This window comes from Corynebacterium sp. CCUG 51687, assembly GCF_024453995.1.
Classification (GTDB): domain Bacteria; phylum Actinomycetota; class Actinomycetes; order Mycobacteriales; family Mycobacteriaceae; genus Corynebacterium; species Corynebacterium pseudogenitalium.
The window spans coordinates 407,761-423,905 of the sequence record NZ_JAGPYT010000001.1; the positions used below are offsets into that span (position 1 = coordinate 407,761).

Genomic DNA, 16,145 nt, shown 5'->3' on the forward strand with positions numbered 1-16,145 from the left:
CTACTTGCGACGCCGCGGGTTACGTTCACGCACACGAACTGCGATCCGAATCGGCGTGCCGTGGTAGCCGAACTGCTCACGGAACTTTCGCTCCAAGTAGCGGCGGTAGCTGCCGTCTAGGAACCCCGTGGTAAACAGGACGATTGTCGGTGGGCGCGTGCCAACCATGGTGGCAAACAAGACCTTCGGCAACCGGTTGTTCTTCATCGGCGGTGGGTTTGCGGCAATCGCATCGCGCAGCCAGTTGTTCAGCTGTCCCGTGGTGATTCGACGATCCCAGTTCTCAAGTGCTTCCTCCATCGCCGGCTCAAGGCGGTGCAGCCCGCGCCCAGTGTCTGCCGAGATATTGAGTTTCGTCACCCACGGGAGGTGCCCGACCATCTCATCAAACTCGCGGTCGAAGTAGTAACGACGGTCCTCATCCATCAAGTCCCACTTGTTGAAGCAAATGACCATCGCCTTGCCTGCTTCAAGCACCATGGAGATCACTCGCTGGTCCTGCTCAGAAATCTCCTGGGAGGCGTCGATAAGCACGACGCACACCTCCGCTGCCTCGATGGTGCCTCGGGTACGAAGGCTGGCGTAGTACTCGTGCCCCTGCGCATTCTTGACTTTCTTCCGCAGCCCGGCAGTATCGATGAACTTCCACAGTTTGCCGTCGAGCTGGATCAGTTCATCAACAGGGTCAACAGTGGTACCTGCAACGTTGTCGACTACGGCGCGCTTCGATTTGGAAAGCTTGTTCAGCAAACTCGACTTGCCCACATTTGGGCGTCCAACCAGCGCAACTGCGCGTGGGCCATCTGTGATGGAGTCCTTCGCGCGCGGCTCATCCGGAAACAGTCGCAGAATCTCGTCGAGTACATCCGCGCCGCCGCGACCGTGCAATGCTGAGACTGGCCACGGGTCCCCGAGGCCGAGCGCGTACAGCTCAGCAACGTCGCCCCATTGCGACTCGGACTCAAACTTGTTCGCGACCAAAATGACTGGAACTTCGGAGCGCTGCAGGTTCCGGGCCATCGCTTCATCGGACATCGTGATGCCGGTATGAGAATCGACCACAAAAACGATCACGTCCGCAGTCTCCATCGCAGCTTCCGACTGGTGGGCGATCGCCGCATTGATGCCCTTTGCGTCCGGATCCCAGCCTCCAGTGTCCTGAACCCAGAATCGTCGACCTCCCCAGTCAGTGATGTAACTGATCCGGTCGCGCGTGACACCGGGATGGTCCTCCACCACAGCTTCACGACGACCAATAAACCGGTTTACCAGCGTTGACTTACCCACGTTCGGGCGGCCGACAATCGCTACCGTTGGCAGTGCTTCCTCTGTGTAGTCAGAGTTGACGATACCGAAGGCTTCCTCGACCGCGGCCCATTCTTCCTCCGTGTACTCCTCCGTAGAGTTCAGGTCACCGAAGTCGGCCTCGCCGAAGTCAGCTTCATTGAAGTCGGCCTCGTTAAAGTCCTGTGGAAAGGAATCTTCTGTGGTCACTTGCTGCTCCTTTCAATCACGTCGACGAGCGCCGCCAGAACTTGTTCTGGAGTCATCTCGGAGGTGTCGATTACTACAGCGTCATCGGCAGGTTTCAGTGGGCTAGTCTCTCGGGAGGAGTCGAGGGCGTCACGACGTTCCACGTCTGCTAGCACCTTTTCAAACTCTACTTTGCGGCCTGCTGCTGTGTCCTGGTCGAACCGGCGCTGTGCACGCACCTGGGCTGACGCCGTCATGTACACCTTGGCCGGTGCATCTGGCAAAACTACGGTGCCAATGTCCCTGCCCTCAACGATGGCGCGATGCGCCTCAGAGGCGAGGCGACGCTGCAGGGCCACCAAATTTTCACGGACCTCTGGGATCGCGGCAACAGCAGAAACTGCACTGGTAACTTCCGCCCCTCGGATCACGTTGGAGACGTCCCGGCCGCCCAAAATAACAGCCTTGTCATCGGGGTCGTCGGAAACCTCCATCGGCAGATCAGCAGTAGCAGCGATGACTGCACTAGTGTCTTCCGGATCCACGCCGGCGTCCAACACCGCCAACGTCGCAACTCGATACATCGCGCCCGTGTCGATGTACTTTGCGTCAAGCTTCTTGGCTAACGCTCGGCACATTGTCGACTTGCCAGTACCCGACGGCCCATCCACTGCGAGCAGCAGACCATTATCTGGCTGGTTACTCAACATCGTTTCCTCCATTTACATCCCCACCGCCTTGAACAGTGATGCCAACTCAGATGAGTTAAGTGCGCGCATCGATCCTGGCTTCATATCGCCGAGCTGCACCGTGTGCACTTTCGTTCGCACCAGACGCTGTACCGGGTAACCAGCTGCTTTCAGCATCCGACGGACAATGTGCTTGCGGCCTTCGTGTAGTTCGACGCGAACAATCGACTGACCATTGTGCACATCGACGATCTGCACGTAGTCTGCCTTCGCCACACCATCATCGAGCTCAATACCGTCGCGCAACTGCTTAGCATCAGCGGATTTAAACTCGCCGAGTACCGTGGCCAAGTACGTTTTTCGAACTTCGTAGCGCGGGTGCATGAGGCGGTTTGCAAGCTCGCCGTCGTTGGTAAGCAGCAAGAGCCCTTCAGTGTCGGCGTCGAGACGCCCGACATGGAACAGACGCTGACCTGCAGCGACTCTCTCAGCAACGAAGTCACCAACAGAGGCGCGATCATGCTCATCTTGCATGGTTGTGTGTACTCCGCGCGGCTTATTAAACGCGAAATACTCCAAGTCCTCATTCACATTGATGCGTGCACCGTCAACTCGAATCACGTCGACGTTCGGATTCACACGGGTGCCCTGGACGGTAACGATCTTCCCGTTGACCTCAACGCGCCCCTGATCAATCATAATCTCAGAGTGCCGTCGCGACGCGACGCCTGCTTGTGCGAGCACTTTTTGCAGACGGATCCCGTCGGTGTTCTTCTTGCGCTGCTTTGTTTCTTCGTCGTCCCACCAGTTGTCATCGAGTGGGTTCGGAGCCTCATTGGCAGCCTTGGCGCGCTTGTCACGCTTGACATGTTGTTTACGTGCCGGTTTCGCATACGAAGGATAGAACGGCTCGTTCTTTCCTTGTTCCGGTATGCCATCTCGGCGAGCGGGAGGATTCATCTTGAGTCCTTTTCTCTTTGCGAGTTATACAGTTCTTCGAACGACCGCAAGTGTAGCAGCCTTTACCATGCTTCCTCGATATCGTCGATCTCAGGCAACAATGGCGCCAGGTTCGGCAGTCGCTCAAGTGAATCTATGCCCAGCAACTCAAGAAAGAGCTCGGTAGTGACGTAGCGGTGCGCGCCGGTCGACTCGTCTGGATCAACCTCGGCAATGAGCCCTCGCAGCGTCAGCGTTTTCATCACACCATCAACGTTGACGCCGCGTACTCCGGAAACCTGCGTGCGTGTCACCGGCTGGCGATATGCAACCACCGCAAGTGTCTCCATTGCCGCGCGGCTCAGCTTCGTCTGTGCACCATCAAGCAGAAATGCCTCCACGGCGTCTGCGTATTCTGGGCGCGTGTACAGTCGCCACCCCTCAGCTGTCCGCCGAACGTCGATCCCGCTGCCGCGCAGTTCGCATTCCTCGGACCAGTCCTCAAGCTGCTTCTCGACGTCTCCAAGCTCCGCCCCCAGTGCCGACGCTAATGCATCTACCGTGACTGGATTGTCCGCGACCAGCAAAATCGATTCGATACGTGCGCGAAGCTGCGAAACCATTTGGGGAGCATTCATGGTCTGGCATTCTATCGCTATTCCCAGTTGCTTGACGCAACCACAGCAGGATCGACGTTGATTCCTGTCCAGGAAACCTCCAGGCTACCGAGGGCTTCTGGCTGCTCGGTCTCCACCGCGCGAGCCTTGTACAACTCCAACAACGCCAAGAAGCGCCCCACGAGTTCCATGGAGGAACTACAGTCCTTCGTGAGCACCTCAAATGCGACCCACTGCTCCGCACCAAGGAGATGCAGCGCGCTCAGTAGCTTCCCGGCCTGCTCGGGCACCGAAACGCTGACCGCGTGCAAGTGGTCCGTCCGCACTTCCTCCGGTGGGCGGGGCCGAAACACAGCAGCAGCCAACTCCGCAAAGGAATCAAGCGTGTGCCCCAGCTGCACAGGTGGAAGCAACGCAGCAAATCGGTCTTCGATTGAGACCGCACGCGGGTACCTCCGCTTCGCGTTGCGTTGCCAGGCCACGAACTCGTCAGCGACCTGCTGATACGCACGGTACTGGAGGAGACGCGCAAAGAGCAGGTCCCGGGCCTCCAGGAGCTCAAGATCTTCAATCTCTGTGTCTCCGTCGCGCGGGAGCAATCGTGCAGTCTTCAGATCCAGCAGAGTGGAAGCCACAAGAAGAAATTCAGTGACTTCGTCAAGTTGCGCTGCTGCACCTAGCGCACGTGTGTATGCAATAAACTCGTCGGTCACCTCGGCTAGTGCAACTTCGGTCACGTCCAGCTTCTTGGAGTGGATGAGGTGCAGGAGCAGATCAAACGGCCCCTCAAAGTTCTGGAGGGCCAACGTAAAACCGGTGATCTCGGGCTGGACTCCCGTGGTGGCGTCCTCAGACACGGTGCAACAAACTACTTATCAATGCGCTCGAGCAGCTCAAGCGCCAACTGCCGGTACTGCTCTGCGCCTTGGGAGTGCGGCGCCCAAGTAATGATCGGTTCACCGGCAACCGAGGTCTCCGGGAATCGAACCGTTCGGGTAATCACCGTGTCAAAAACTCGCTCGCCGAATACCTCAACGACTCGATCCATCACTTCTCGCGCGTGTGTAGTGCGGCGGTCGAACATCGTGACCAGGATGCCTACGATGTCAAGGTCGAAATTGATGCGGTCTCGCACCTTTTCCACTGTGTCAGTCAACAACGCAAGACCACGGAGCGAAAAGTACTCGCACTCCATCGGAATCATCACGCCCGCCGAGCACGCCAACGCATTGACGGTCAACAGGCCGAGCGAAGGGCCACAGTCGATGATGATGATGTCGTACTCGTTGCGCACAGGGCGGAGCGCACGGGCCAGTGTGTGCTCACGGCCGACTTCATTGACCAGTTGAATCTCCGCAGCAGAAAGGTCAATGTTCGCAGGGACAAGGTCCAGCCCCGGCATATTCGAGTGCCGAATGGCCGCGTGGATCGACGCAGTGTTGTCAAAAAGCAAGTCATACACGGTGACTTGCTCCTCATCATGGGACACTCCAAGACCGGCTGAGAGCGCACCCTGCGGGTCGAGGTCAACAAGCAGCACCTTGCGCCCTTGCTCTGCGAGACATGCACCCAGGTTGATTGTCGACGTCGTTTTGCCGACGCCACCCTTCTGATTCACCATCGATAGGATGGTCGCCGGGCCGTGGTGCTCGAGCGGTTCAGGCTGAGGGAACTCGCGGAATGGACGTCCCGTGAGAAACTTCTTTTCTTCAGCAGCGTCAAACAATGCGTTGCCTGCCATTGTCATCCCTTCCGTCCAATGCGCGTCACGTGTAAGCCCTTGACGCAATCATCTTACAATGCCATACCTAGTTATGTGCCTGTCGCCTCTTTCGAATCAGGAACACGATGAGCAGCAAGGCCACCAGTGCCGCAATTCCTGCGATGCCCAGGGCAAGAAGGCCGTCATTCGCCCTCGATTCGTCAAGTGTTTCCGCTTGACTGTCGCCTCCCTGGGTATTTCCATCCTTTGGTGCAGCAGTCGGAGCGTTCTTTGACGTTATCACCGCGATGAACTCCGCCGCCGATCCATCCCGGACAACCTCCATGATGAAGGGGTTATCCGGCGTCTGTCCCTCCGGGTACGTTAATGTCAGCGTGCGCGACGCTACGTCCACGTCACGCTTCACGCCTTCAATGATATTGCCGTCCACGTCTACATAACGAAGTGTGGCGCCTTCCCTATCGGTCTTAGCGTACTTCATCAGCTGTCCGGCCTTACTCAATGGCACCTTCACCACGATGCTGTTGTCCTCAATGACGCCCTCGAACTCCAAGCGCTTCGCGTTCGTGGTATTCACCTCCTTGGCTGGGACACGGTGGGCCTGTGGCGCAGCAGGCGCGTCGTGCACACGTTGATCTGAGCCTGAACCAGTCTCGGATCCGTGTCCTTCCCTGTTTGAGTCATCAACGCTATCGCCATGTGGCTTGCCAGCACCATCATTGTTTTCAGGCTCCGCAGCGCTCTCAGGTGGAGCATCAACGGTCTCACCACCGCCCACTGCGACGAGATTCACGGTCGCCGAGTATCCCCCAGCGGAGACCGGAACGCTCACCGTTGCACCTGGAGTATCAGGAGCAGTCACGGACACAGAAGTGCCAGATGATACAACGGTCCAGCCACCCGAACTGTAATTGAGGCTCAGCGGAACACCGGTGTCGACAGTCGTAGTCTGCCCGGCCTGCACGTGGATCTCGGAAGGGATGGCCTGCTGGATCGCGGCAGGATCAAGCCCCTCCGGCAACTGCGCATACGCGTTCATATCAACTCCCGAGGTGCTCAGCCCGAAAGCGCATGTAGCAGCAGCGACAGTTGCGAGAACGTGGGGTCGTCGAAAAGCCATGTGGCAAGAATCCTTCCGGTCGTGCATCAGAACATGTCAACCCTACATACCTATGCACGAGGGTGCGTAGCGTGCCAGACTTCCCGAAGGCTTTCCGCAGTAACGTGTGTGTAAATTTGGGTAGTCGTCACAGATGCGTGCCCAAGCAGTTCTTGCACTACTCGTACATCGGCGCCGCCGTCGAGCATGTGTGTTGCAAAAGAATGCCGCAACGTGTGAGGAGAAACATGCTTGGTGATCCCGGCTCGCTCAGCGGCCCGTCTGATGACCGTCCAAGCACTTTGCCGAGACAAGCTGCCGCCGCGTGCGTTCAGAAATAGCGAATGAGAGCGCCCTTTGGCCAGCGCTGGGCGTCCGCGCACCAGATATTTTTCGACGGCCTCCTTCGCCATCGACCCCACCGGCACGATGCGCTGCTTATTGCCCTTGCCTGTCAGTGTCAGTACCGCGTGCTGTTCGCCTTCGAGCGCCATGAAGTCATCGACGTAGAGCGCCAGTACTTCCGACACACGCGCCCCCGTGGCGTAGAGCAACTCCAGTAACGCTTTGTCTCGTAACCCAATCGGCTCCTCCGTGGGGCACGAGTCCAGCATCTTGCCGACCTCTTCGATACTTAGCGTATCGGGCAGCTTCTTACCAGGCGAAGGTGGAGCTACTTGGGCTGATTCATCACCTGCAAGTACGCCCTCAAGCACCCCAAACTTGTGTAGTCCGCGGGCAACCACAAGTGCGCGCGCAGCCGAAGATGCCGCCAACGGCGCAGCCCCATCAACTCCACGCCGTAGGTCCGCCAGGTACGCCTCGATGTCTGCAGCGGTCACCTCAGACAAGTTGGCTTTGCCGTTGGCATGCAGCCACGAGGCATACCGTCTAAGATCCCGACGATAGTTGCTCAATGTGTTTGCTGAAAGACCTCGTTCAACTGCAAGGTGCTCGAGCCAACGCCTAACAAGCTCATTGACGTCCAACTAGATCCTCTTCATATCGGGCGTGACGCCTTGCGCTGTGCGTCGCTCTGCTAGCGATCTTGGCCGCAGGTCAAAGGGCTCGGTTACATCACGCGGCTCTACCTCGCCTTCTAGCACTCGCGCCGCTGCCATCACTCCGGCAATCGCAATCGAGTTCACGATGTCACCGCGAAACACCATCGATTGTGCCTCTTCAATTGGCACCCATTCCAGCACCATATCGGCTTCTTCGAACTCGGCTTCACCACGAGGGGCCTCACGGAGATCCGAAGCCAGGTACACACGCACCGCTTCTTCTGCGAAACCCGGGGACGTCACCAGATCCAGCAACAATGCCCACTTCTCAGCAGCCAAACCAGCTTCCTCGGCCAACTCACGCTGGGCGCACACAAGCGCGTCTTCCTCGCTGACGTCGAGAAGTCCAGCAGGAAGTTCCCACAACCGGCGCCGAACGCTGTGCCGGTACTGGCGGACCATCGCAATCCTTCGTTTGGAATCGACGGCCACCACTGCAACCGCACCGAAGTGCTCTACGATCTCGCGTGCCGCGGAAGCGCCCCCCGGCATCGAAACAATATCTTTGCGCACCGCGATAATCGGTGCATCCAGCAGCAGCTCCGACTGTTGAACTTCAAACTCGTGCATCATTCGACCGCCAATTCTTCCGCAAGCGAAAGCACCGCCGACACCCTGCCTGCTTCCGTATCAACAAACCCACCGTCTTCATCTGGCGCCGCATACACTGCCGCAGCTAAGTCATTGAGCTCCGCGGTCATGTCTGTCAACAGTTGTGTCCCGAAAGAACGCTCCCCGCCGGTATCACCGGCGCCGATCACAACAATCGCATCAGCAGGCGCTGAAACATCTGTGTCGTCTATAAAACCGCCTCCATGCAGCGCCTCTATAACGAAATTACGATCAGATTCCGGAGCCACCGGTTCACCAGTCGCTGGATCCTTGAGCAGAACGCTCCCCAGCGACTGGCCAGCATGTGTGCCAGGCGCGCGTCGATCAACGGAAAGCTGCGCTCCTGCCGGCAGGGTGTTCGCGATGATCGTACTCAATGCATCAGCCGACTCCTGCTGGGTAAACTTCTCGCCCAACGTAATCTGGCCCGCTTCTGATGCCCCTGCGGTGCGAAGCAGCCACGTTACAGCATCGACATCTTCCGCTGACGCATCGTGCGTGCGAAGCACCATCACTGACTTACCATCCAGCGTGTTCGCAACAAGCTCGGCCGAATGCTGAGCTATCACTGCATCAGAAAACTCAAATTTTGTCCCCTGCGAGGCGTCAGCCGACTGTTGCGACTCGCCTAACTGCGACGACGCTGAAAAATCAAGCGTGCCCATTGCTGGCGCAATCACCAGCATTCCTGCTGCGACACCAAGTGCAATGCCCCAGCCCAGACCTGCTGCAACATAACCTGCCGAACTACTTCCTGAAGACATCAAAACCACCTACTCCCTATTAGCTCCACAGACTCTGCAGCTGTGTAACTATCGTGTTCCACGTATCCGCCAGGTTCGTGCTAAACGGCCCACTCCCGCCAAGCCCGACGATGAGTACAATCGTCGCCGCAGCAACAAGCAATCCCAAAATTGCCCATGCCCAGGCGACTCCCCGACCAGTCGTCAGATTGTACAAATCAGCTATCACTGTGGAATCCACCAGTTTTTGACCCGCTTTCAAACGAGTGAGCAGTGCTGCCGGCGAGCTTTCATCTGATTCGGTAAAGATACGGTCCAGGTTCACGGGCTGCTCAACCATCACGATCATTTCTGCATCGTGGAACACGCTCAGTAACACCGCCAGGTCTGTTGCAGATTCGGTCGCGGCGGGAAACGTCATCGCACCTACTCCAAGATCCTGGATGCGCTCCAGACCAGGCGCGTAGCCGTCGGGGTCCGCTGGCAAAATCACCCGCGCGTCGCTTCGCAAATTTTCTTCAGCCACGTCGCCCGGGTCGCCCACGATAAAGTCGGGCGCGTACCCCATCTCCGCCAAGGTATTCGTCGCCTTGCCTACGCCAATCAGCACAGGTGTGAACTCACGGATGAAATTGCGCAACGATTCGATACGCTCTCGGAGATCTGGGCACGGGCTCGCGATAATAACTTTTCGGTCCGCAATCACGTCACCTAACTCAGGCGCGCCAACACCATCGATAAGCAGCGGCGATTCGGAGTGAATAAATTCGATCGTGTTTCCGAAGTACGCCTCCATGTGATCTACGAGGTGACGCTGTGCTTCAATAAACGTCGCGTCAACATCAGCGCGCACCACTGGTGAAGCAGAACCGACTTCCTTGCGCCCAACCTTGATCTCACCCGAAGCCGTTACGGATGTCTTCTTGCCATCGCGTATCGACGCCCGCATCTCCGCACCGGCAGCTTCAAACAGTGGAATGCCGGCGTCGAGAAGCAAGTGCGGGCCGTAATTAGGCACAGCCCCAGTGCTAAATCGTGCAATATTGACAACCGCCGCCGGTGCCGCGTTGATCAACATCTCAGCTTCCCTACGGCTGATATCTGGAGCATCAACGAAGGCAATATCCCCAGAACGAAGACGGCCGCGCCCCTTGCCTTGCGGCGTGCAATCACGCAGCGGTCCCTGCAACGGCGCGCTAGTCGATTCAGAAGTTGCAGAAGTTTCAGTCATATGTTGAATTCTGCCTGCATCGCACGCCAAGTACTGCTAGGCGCGCGGGCTATCGACGAAACTCTTTTGTTTCGCGCTGTGCCTGCTCCAGTAGCTCCGCCGCGTGCGCCTTTCCTGTTTCCGAGTTCGCCATCCCAGCCATCATGCGAGCTAGTTCCTCCACGCGCTCGGCATCGTCAAGCACAAGCACTCCTGATGTCACGGTTTCATCGCCAACGTTCTTCGCAACGTGTAAGTGTCTGTCCGCGTAAGCCGCAACCTGTGGCAGGTGCGTCACCACAATTACCTGATTGTTTACTGCGAGCCGTGCAAGGCGACGCCCTATCTCCACCGCGGCCTGACCACCGACACCAGCATCAACCTCATCAAAGACGAATGTCGCACCGTGCGTTGACCCGGCAAGGATCACTTCAATCGCGAGCATGACGCGTGAAAGCTCACCTCCTGACGCGCTGGTTGCCAATGGCTTTGGCTCTGACGCAGCGTTAGGCGACAGACAAATCTCGACAGCATCAGCGCCATCACGGCCGTAGTCTGCCCCCTCAACGCGGACGCTCAGCACAGCCTTAGGCATCGCCAGCCCATGCAACTCCTGTGTCACCGCCTCAGAGAACCGTCGTGCAGCATCGCGACGAATGCCCGTCAACTCCTCAGCGTGCTGCTTCATCTCGGTCGCAGCGTCATCAACCCGCAGTTGAAGCTCCGCGAGGGCCTCATCCGACGTATCAATTGACGCCAACCGTTGCTGCGCCTCGTCCCTCCAACGCAGCACACCATCAATGTCCGACGCGTACTTTCGGGTCAGCACTTTTAACGACTGTTGCCTCTGAAGCATGTTCTCGAGCGCATGCGGATCCGCATCCAACGAAAACAAATACGTTCCAAGTTCCGAAGAAACATCCGAAAGCACAGTGGCGGCTTCTTCTAGTCGACGCCCCAGCTCCTGCAGCTGCGTATCAGTGGATGCACCAAGTGCACTCGCAGCCTGCCCTACCAAATCTGAAGCGGCGGACGCCTCGTCATACTCACCAACCGCCTCAGCGCCATCGATTGCAACCATCGCCTCTTGAACCGCGGAGCGCAATCCATCAACATCTTGCAGGCGCTGAATCGCAGAGACGAGCTCAGCGTCTTCACCTGGCTCGGGTGCGACCTCGTCGATCTCGTTGACAGCAAACAGGAGACGGTCCTGTTCCATCGCTAATTCTCGACGCCGGTTTGTCCGCTCCTCTAAATCTCTCTTCGCACCGCGCCAGCGCTTCCACGCTTCCTGATACGCACGGAGAACCTTTGAAGCAGCAGGATCGAAGCGGTCCAACGCATGTAGTTGCTGTTCTGGCGACATCAAACGTAGCTGATCGTTCTGGCCATGAATCGTAAGCAGGTGCGAGGAGACTTCGTTGAGTGTCGCAGCCGGTACCGCCCGGCCACCAAAGTGCGCCTTCGACCTGCCTGTCGCTTTTACGGAACGGACTACGACGTACTCACCATTTTCATCGAGGACCGCGCCAGCGTTCTCCGCGATCTTCGCAATAGCCTCGCGACTGTCCTCGTGGATTCCTGTTACCGCAAACGCGCCCTCCACCACCGCTTCCGGCGCTCCCGTCCGAACACGAGAAGCATCAGCTCGACCACCAGTCAACAGCCGCAAACCCGTGACCACCATCGTCTTACCGGCGCCAGTTTCACCCGTAAGGACTGTCAAACCTTCCGAGAGCTCCGCGCTAGCGTGAGGGATCACACCGAGGTTCCTGATAGCAATTTCCGACAGCACGCCGATCTACCTCTCTTTGTCTGGGCCACGCCACCCAGATACCGGAAGCTGAAACTTCTCCACCAGGCGGTCGGTAAACGGACGCTCATCAAGCCGAACCCAGCGCACCGGGCGGCGACCACGCGTCACTTCGACCCGTGCACCTGGCGGCATCATAATCCTTCGAACCCCATCCATCACGACAACAGCGGAGCTGGTCGTCGAAAAGGACTCAACCGCTACCGTCGACAACGGTGAAACAACCATTGGCTTCGCGAAGAGGGCGTGCGCATTATTCGGAACCACCAAGATGGCATCGAGCTCAGGCCACATCACCGGACCACCGGCCGAAAAAGCATACGCGGTTGATCCAGTAGGCGTAGATACCAGCACACCATCACAACCGAACGAAGATACCGGCCTGTAATCAATCTCCAGAAACGCATCAAGCACTCTTGTACGATCCGAGTTCTCAATGCTGCATTCATTCAGCGCCCAACTTTCGCCAAGCACTTCACCCGTCGCATCCAAAACCCGCACGTCAAGTGTCATGCGGTCTTCAACCCGATATGAGCGCGCTATCACCGAGGACAGCACATCTTCCAGGCTTTCCGCTTCGGACTCTGCCAAGAATCCCACATGGCCGAGATTCACCCCGAGCACTGGAATGTCCTGAAGGTGCGCAAAGTTTGCTGCGCGTAAAAACGTTCCATCGCCTCCAAGCACAAATACAAGCTCGCAGCCTCGGCCAGCCTCGGCCCCTGGGCTTACGTGCTCCAGCTTCTGCAATACTGGATCCTCTTCAGCGGGACTTGATTCCCCCGCAGAAAGCAACTGCACCTCAATGCCAGCCTGCTGCAGCATCCGGGCAGAATTCGCTGCAGCCTCAATATTGTCGGGCCTGTAAAAATGGGGCACCAACAAAATGCGTCGCCGATCATCTACAGACATGTCTACGCTGGCCCTTCCTGCACCGCCTGTGCTGCCATCTCTTCGACGGCCTCGACAGATTGTTCCTGCGCATTTGCTGTCTTACGCAGCCACAGAAAGTATTCTACGTTACCACTCGGACCTGGCAACGGAGATGCAACCATTGATTTCACCTCAAGCCCCAGCGACTGTGCGAACAATGCGACATCTACCACTGCTTCTCGACGCAGCTCTGCCGAACGAACGACACCCCCGTGACCAACGCGGTCTTTACCAACCTCAAACTGTGGTTTCACCATCGGCAGGAGGTCCGCCTCGTCCTCAAGCGCTGCTACCAGCGCAGGAAGCACAAGCTTCAAAGAGATAAACGATAAATCACCCACCATGCAATTGGCCGACTCGCTCAGCATGTCGGCAGTCAACGACCGTATATTCACACGGTCCATCACCGTCACACGCGGATCGTTCTGCAGGCGCCAAAGTAACTGCCCGTAACCGACATCTACCGCAAAGACCCGGCGGACACCTCTTCGTAGCAAAACGTCAGTGAATCCCCCCGTTGACGCTCCCGCGTCAATCACCGTCCTATCCTTGACCGTAAACCCAAGCTTTTCGAAGTGCTCTAGTGCCCCCAGAAGTTTGTGCGCGCCACGGGAAGCCCAGTCATCGGTGTTATCAACATCGACCTTGATGGAAACATCGGGTTCGACAACTGTAGCTGGCTTTTTTGCAGGAAACCCTCCGACCTCAACGCGTCCTTCAATAATCCATGTCCGGGCCTGCTCCCGTGAACGAGCGATCTTTCGTCGAACAAGTTCTGCGTCAAGGCGTCGCCGACCAGGTGCCACCCGTACTCCTCTCCTACGGCGATGCTCAGTCTTTTAGCGCTTCTGCTAAAACGTCATGAGCCTCAGCCAACTGTTCAAGTTCATCCCTTATCGTAGACGGCACCCGCGCCAGCACACTATCTACCTTCGAACGCAATTCTTCCGGTGAAATGCCGACTCGCCTTGGATCGTGGGGTTTCGGGGCGTGCCCTACCACCACGACTCCACAGCCTTCTGCGCCCACTGCGATACCGGCTCAACCACTCGTACTTCGGCCTCTGCAGACCACGCAACAGCCAGAGCCGTTCGCAAGGCCTCCGTAGGCGAAGAAGATGCAGCACCACCGTTAAGCAGGAGCGTATCTCCTTGCAGCTTCGCCACGAAACCGCCCTGTGCTCCCGGCCGCAAGCTCTCCGCATCTGCCAAGAGGCTACGCAAGTCATCACCAATATATGTCGGGCGCTCCACCGGCTTAGCCGCCAACAAAGCATAAGGACCAGACACACCTGTAAGTACCTGCAACGTATCCATCCCCGCACGATTTCCACCGGCAATATCGGTATCTAAACGGTCACCGACCGCCAACGCTCGCGTAGCACCCGACAGCTTCACAGCCTGATGGAACATAGCCGGTTCCGGCTTTCCGGCCGCCTCTGGGACAACGCCGGTTGCCGACGTCACCGCCGCCACCATCGAGCCATTCCCGACCATAAGCCCCCGCTCCATCGGCAAGGAAGTATCAAGGTTTGAAGCCAAGTAGACCGCCCCGTTGCGAATCGCCAACGCTGCTTCAGACAGCTCACGCCACCCAGTTTCCGGGCAGTGCCCTTGTAGCACCGCAACTGGTGCGTCGTCAGCACTAGAGACTACGCGATAACCGGCCCCAGAAACCAAGTCTTTGAACGACTGCGCACCAAGAACAAGGATGGGATCATCCTCTTTCAACAGGGGTCGCGCTAGCTCCAAAGCTGCCTCTGCTGAGGTAATAATCTCCTCACTCGAGCACTCTAGCCCAATATCACCAAGCATTTCGGCGACGAGGGCCGAAGGCCGGGATGCATTATTCGTGATGTAGAAAGGTGTCACACCACATTCGATGATGCTGGAAACCGCATTGTCTAACGCGCGGCCGCCCTCCCAAACCGTGCCGTCTAAGTCAAAGAGCAACACGTCATATTGATGAGCAAGAGAACCCAAAGCCACTACTCCGTCTCTTCCAAACGCTGCTTCGCATCCGTCAACATCTCCGGATCCAACTCAATAACATGCTTGAACCAGTCAGCAGCTTCAGCCTTTCGGCCAGCAGCCAGCAATGCGTCGGCGTAGGCGTAAGACAAACGCATTGCAGAGACGTCCCGCTCGTCCTTGTTCGGACGTACACGTTCCAAAGTCGCAATCGCAGAATCAACCTGGCCCAGATCGCGACGCGCACCAGAAAGAACGATGGCAAGCTCAATACGTCCCTCACGATCGAGGTCTCGCGCCTCAGGACTCCGACCAAGCTCCAACGCCTTCTCGGGACGACCAAGTCCGCGTTCAGCATCAGCCATCACAGCCAAAAGCCCAGGGCCGCCACTCATGCGCCGGGCAGCTCGCAGCTCAGAAAGTGCCTCTTTCCACTCACCTGCGTGGTAAGCGATTACACCATTCGTTTCACGAACAACCCCAACACGTCCGGCACGATTCTTTGCTGCCCTAGCATGACGCAAAGCAAGCGCCGGGTCGTCGTCGAGCAGATCTGCAGCCATAATCATGTGCTTCGCGACGCGAGTTGCGTTGTCATGTGACAACACCTTCAAATCTTGCAGCACGGACGGGTCGAGAACACTGATGTCAAGGTCGGAAGGCAGGTCGGGTTCAGAAAGCTTTTGAGCCATCCTATCCTCGCGGTAGCCCTGCCGACGAGGCTGCGAGCGATTGTGACGATTGTTGAATTTGCGTTCTTCATCGCCGCCAGGACGAGCGCTTCTGCTCCTACCACGGCCGTCACCGCTGCGATCATTGCGACGATCCCTACTGTCGTCGCGCCGACCTTTCCGGCCCCCATTGCCTGGCCGCCCGTTCCGCCCCTTGGAGGAAGAAGAACCGTGGTTGCGACGTGGTCTCTCGTTAGAGCGATCGGACATGAAACACCTTTCTATTGGAACAAGTCATTATAAACAGGAATGTCCGAAAATAAGAACTTATTGTGCACCTGTTGAAACAAATTCCCAATCATCCGGTCAGTCAGAGTTGCACCTCTGAGTCTACAAACAAGGAGCGCTGGCGTCATCAGACTTCGTAAAGACGGCCCTCGTTGTTTGTTGTGGGTGCACAAAAAAAGAGTGTGGTGGGTACCACCACCCCCAACAACGGGAATAATGGAACCCACCACACACAAGAAAATGAAGTTATAGGCCGGCGGTAACCTACTCTCCCACACCCTCCCAGGTGCAGTACCATCAG

General features: G+C 57.4%; 16 protein-coding genes. All 16 read right to left on the reverse strand.

The annotated features are described in order from the left end of the window. The 16 genes from der to KBX13_RS02065 all read right to left on the reverse strand — a co-directional run bounded on the left by der (nt 1) and on the right by KBX13_RS02065 (nt 15,577). Entirely contained in the window at nt 1–1,494 is a 1,494-nt protein-coding gene (gene der / locus KBX13_RS01990) for a ribosome biogenesis GTPase Der (protein WP_256000165.1), read from the reverse strand. Further along, nucleotides 1,491–2,183 carry a (d)CMP kinase gene (gene cmk, locus KBX13_RS01995; protein ID WP_256000164.1) on the reverse strand — a complete coding sequence of 231 codons (693 nt, stop codon included), beginning with the start codon at nt 2,181–2,183 and terminating at the stop codon, nt 1,491–1,493. Before cmk ends, der begins: the two co-directional genes overlap by 4 nt. 12 nt (nt 2,184–2,195) lie before the next feature. Then, nucleotides 2,196–3,122 carry a pseudouridine synthase gene (locus KBX13_RS02000; RefSeq protein ID WP_070362499.1) on the reverse strand — a complete coding sequence of 309 codons (927 nt, stop codon included), beginning with the start codon at nt 3,120–3,122 and terminating at the stop codon, nt 2,196–2,198. Nucleotides 3,123–3,184: 62 nt separating this feature from the next. After that, nucleotides 3,185–3,739: an SMC-Scp complex subunit ScpB gene (gene scpB / locus KBX13_RS02005; protein WP_070362500.1), complete on the reverse strand. Its 555-nt coding sequence runs from the start codon at nt 3,737–3,739 to the stop codon at nt 3,185–3,187. A gap of 17 nt (nt 3,740–3,756) precedes the next feature. Then, nucleotides 3,757–4,575 carry a ScpA family protein gene (locus KBX13_RS02010; RefSeq protein WP_070977091.1) on the reverse strand — a complete coding sequence of 273 codons (819 nt, stop codon included), beginning with the start codon at nt 4,573–4,575 and terminating at the stop codon, nt 3,757–3,759. A gap of 11 nt (nt 4,576–4,586) precedes the next feature. Next, nucleotides 4,587–5,459 (reverse strand): ParA family protein, encoded by an 873-nt coding sequence (locus tag KBX13_RS02015; protein ID WP_070362502.1) that lies wholly within the window; start codon nt 5,457–5,459, stop codon nt 4,587–4,589. A gap of 67 nt (nt 5,460–5,526) precedes the next feature. Next, nucleotides 5,527–6,561, reverse strand: a complete 1,035-nt coding sequence (locus KBX13_RS02020; RefSeq protein WP_256020429.1) for a hypothetical protein — start codon at nt 6,559–6,561, stop codon at nt 5,527–5,529. A gap of 50 nt (nt 6,562–6,611) precedes the next feature. Beyond that, on the reverse strand, nt 6,612–7,529 hold the full coding sequence (xerD, locus tag KBX13_RS02025) for a site-specific tyrosine recombinase XerD (protein WP_070362504.1): 918 nt from the start codon (nt 7,527–7,529) through the stop codon (nt 6,612–6,614). Continuing rightward, complete coding sequence (locus KBX13_RS02030; RefSeq protein ID WP_070362505.1) at nt 7,530–8,177, reverse strand: NUDIX hydrolase; 648 nt, start codon at nt 8,175–8,177, stop codon at nt 7,530–7,532. After that, nucleotides 8,174–8,980, reverse strand: a complete 807-nt coding sequence (locus KBX13_RS02035) for a copper transporter (RefSeq protein WP_256020431.1) — start codon at nt 8,978–8,980, stop codon at nt 8,174–8,176. The genes KBX13_RS02030 and KBX13_RS02035 overlap by 4 nt, the downstream gene beginning before the upstream one ends. A 19-nt stretch (nt 8,981–8,999) precedes the next feature. Beyond that, entirely contained in the window at nt 9,000–10,190 is a 1,191-nt protein-coding gene (gene steA, locus KBX13_RS02040) for a putative cytokinetic ring protein SteA (RefSeq protein ID WP_256006577.1), read from the reverse strand. 49 nt (nt 10,191–10,239) lie between these two features. After that, nucleotides 10,240–11,964, reverse strand: coding sequence for a DNA repair protein RecN (gene recN / locus KBX13_RS02045; RefSeq protein WP_256020433.1), 1,725 nt, complete (start codon nt 11,962–11,964; stop codon nt 10,240–10,242). Nucleotides 11,965–11,970: 6 nt separating this feature from the next. Beyond that, a complete protein-coding gene (locus KBX13_RS02050; protein WP_070977101.1) occupies nt 11,971–12,894 on the reverse strand; it encodes an NAD kinase in 924 nt (307 codons plus the stop codon). 2 nt (nt 12,895–12,896) lie between these two features. Then, nucleotides 12,897–13,721 carry a TlyA family RNA methyltransferase gene (locus KBX13_RS02055; RefSeq protein WP_070477182.1) on the reverse strand — a complete coding sequence of 275 codons (825 nt, stop codon included), beginning with the start codon at nt 13,719–13,721 and terminating at the stop codon, nt 12,897–12,899. Between the two features lie 189 nt (nt 13,722–13,910). Beyond that, nucleotides 13,911–14,903: an HAD-IIA family hydrolase gene (locus KBX13_RS02060; RefSeq protein ID WP_256020435.1), complete on the reverse strand. Its 993-nt coding sequence runs from the start codon at nt 14,901–14,903 to the stop codon at nt 13,911–13,913. Next, a complete protein-coding gene (locus KBX13_RS02065) occupies nt 14,903–15,577 on the reverse strand; it encodes a hypothetical protein (protein ID WP_070477184.1) in 675 nt (224 codons plus the stop codon). Before KBX13_RS02065 ends, KBX13_RS02060 begins: the two co-directional genes overlap by 1 nt. Between the last annotated feature and the right edge of the window lie 568 nt (nt 15,578–16,145).

What these genes read in the sequence shown, in the direction of transcription:
- KBX13_RS02030 (WP_070362505.1), bottom strand. Translation starts at nt 8,177, where the DNA reads ATGATGCACGAGTTTGAAGTTCAACAGTCGGAGCTGCTGCTGGATGCA.
- KBX13_RS02035 (WP_256020431.1), bottom strand. Translation starts at nt 8,980, where the DNA reads ATGTCTTCAGGAAGTAGTTCGGCAGGTTATGTTGCAGCAGGTCTGGGC.
- KBX13_RS02020 (WP_256020429.1), bottom strand. Translation starts at nt 6,561, where the DNA reads ATGGCTTTTCGACGACCCCACGTTCTCGCAACTGTCGCTGCTGCTACA.
- KBX13_RS02050 (WP_070977101.1), bottom strand. Translation starts at nt 12,894, where the DNA reads ATGTCTGTAGATGATCGGCGACGCATTTTGTTGGTGCCCCATTTTTAC.
- cmk (WP_256000164.1), bottom strand. Translation starts at nt 2,183, where the DNA reads ATGTTGAGTAACCAGCCAGATAATGGTCTGCTGCTCGCAGTGGATGGG.
- KBX13_RS02000 (WP_070362499.1), bottom strand. Translation starts at nt 3,122, where the DNA reads ATGAATCCTCCCGCTCGCCGAGATGGCATACCGGAACAAGGAAAGAAC.
- KBX13_RS02015 (WP_070362502.1), bottom strand. Translation starts at nt 5,459, where the DNA reads ATGGCAGGCAACGCATTGTTTGACGCTGCTGAAGAAAAGAAGTTTCTC.
- KBX13_RS02065 (WP_070477184.1), bottom strand. Translation starts at nt 15,577, where the DNA reads ATGGCTCAAAAGCTTTCTGAACCCGACCTGCCTTCCGACCTTGACATC.
- scpB (WP_070362500.1), bottom strand. Translation starts at nt 3,739, where the DNA reads ATGAATGCTCCCCAAATGGTTTCGCAGCTTCGCGCACGTATCGAATCG.
- steA (WP_256006577.1), bottom strand. Translation starts at nt 10,190, where the DNA reads ATGACTGAAACTTCTGCAACTTCTGAATCGACTAGCGCGCCGTTGCAG.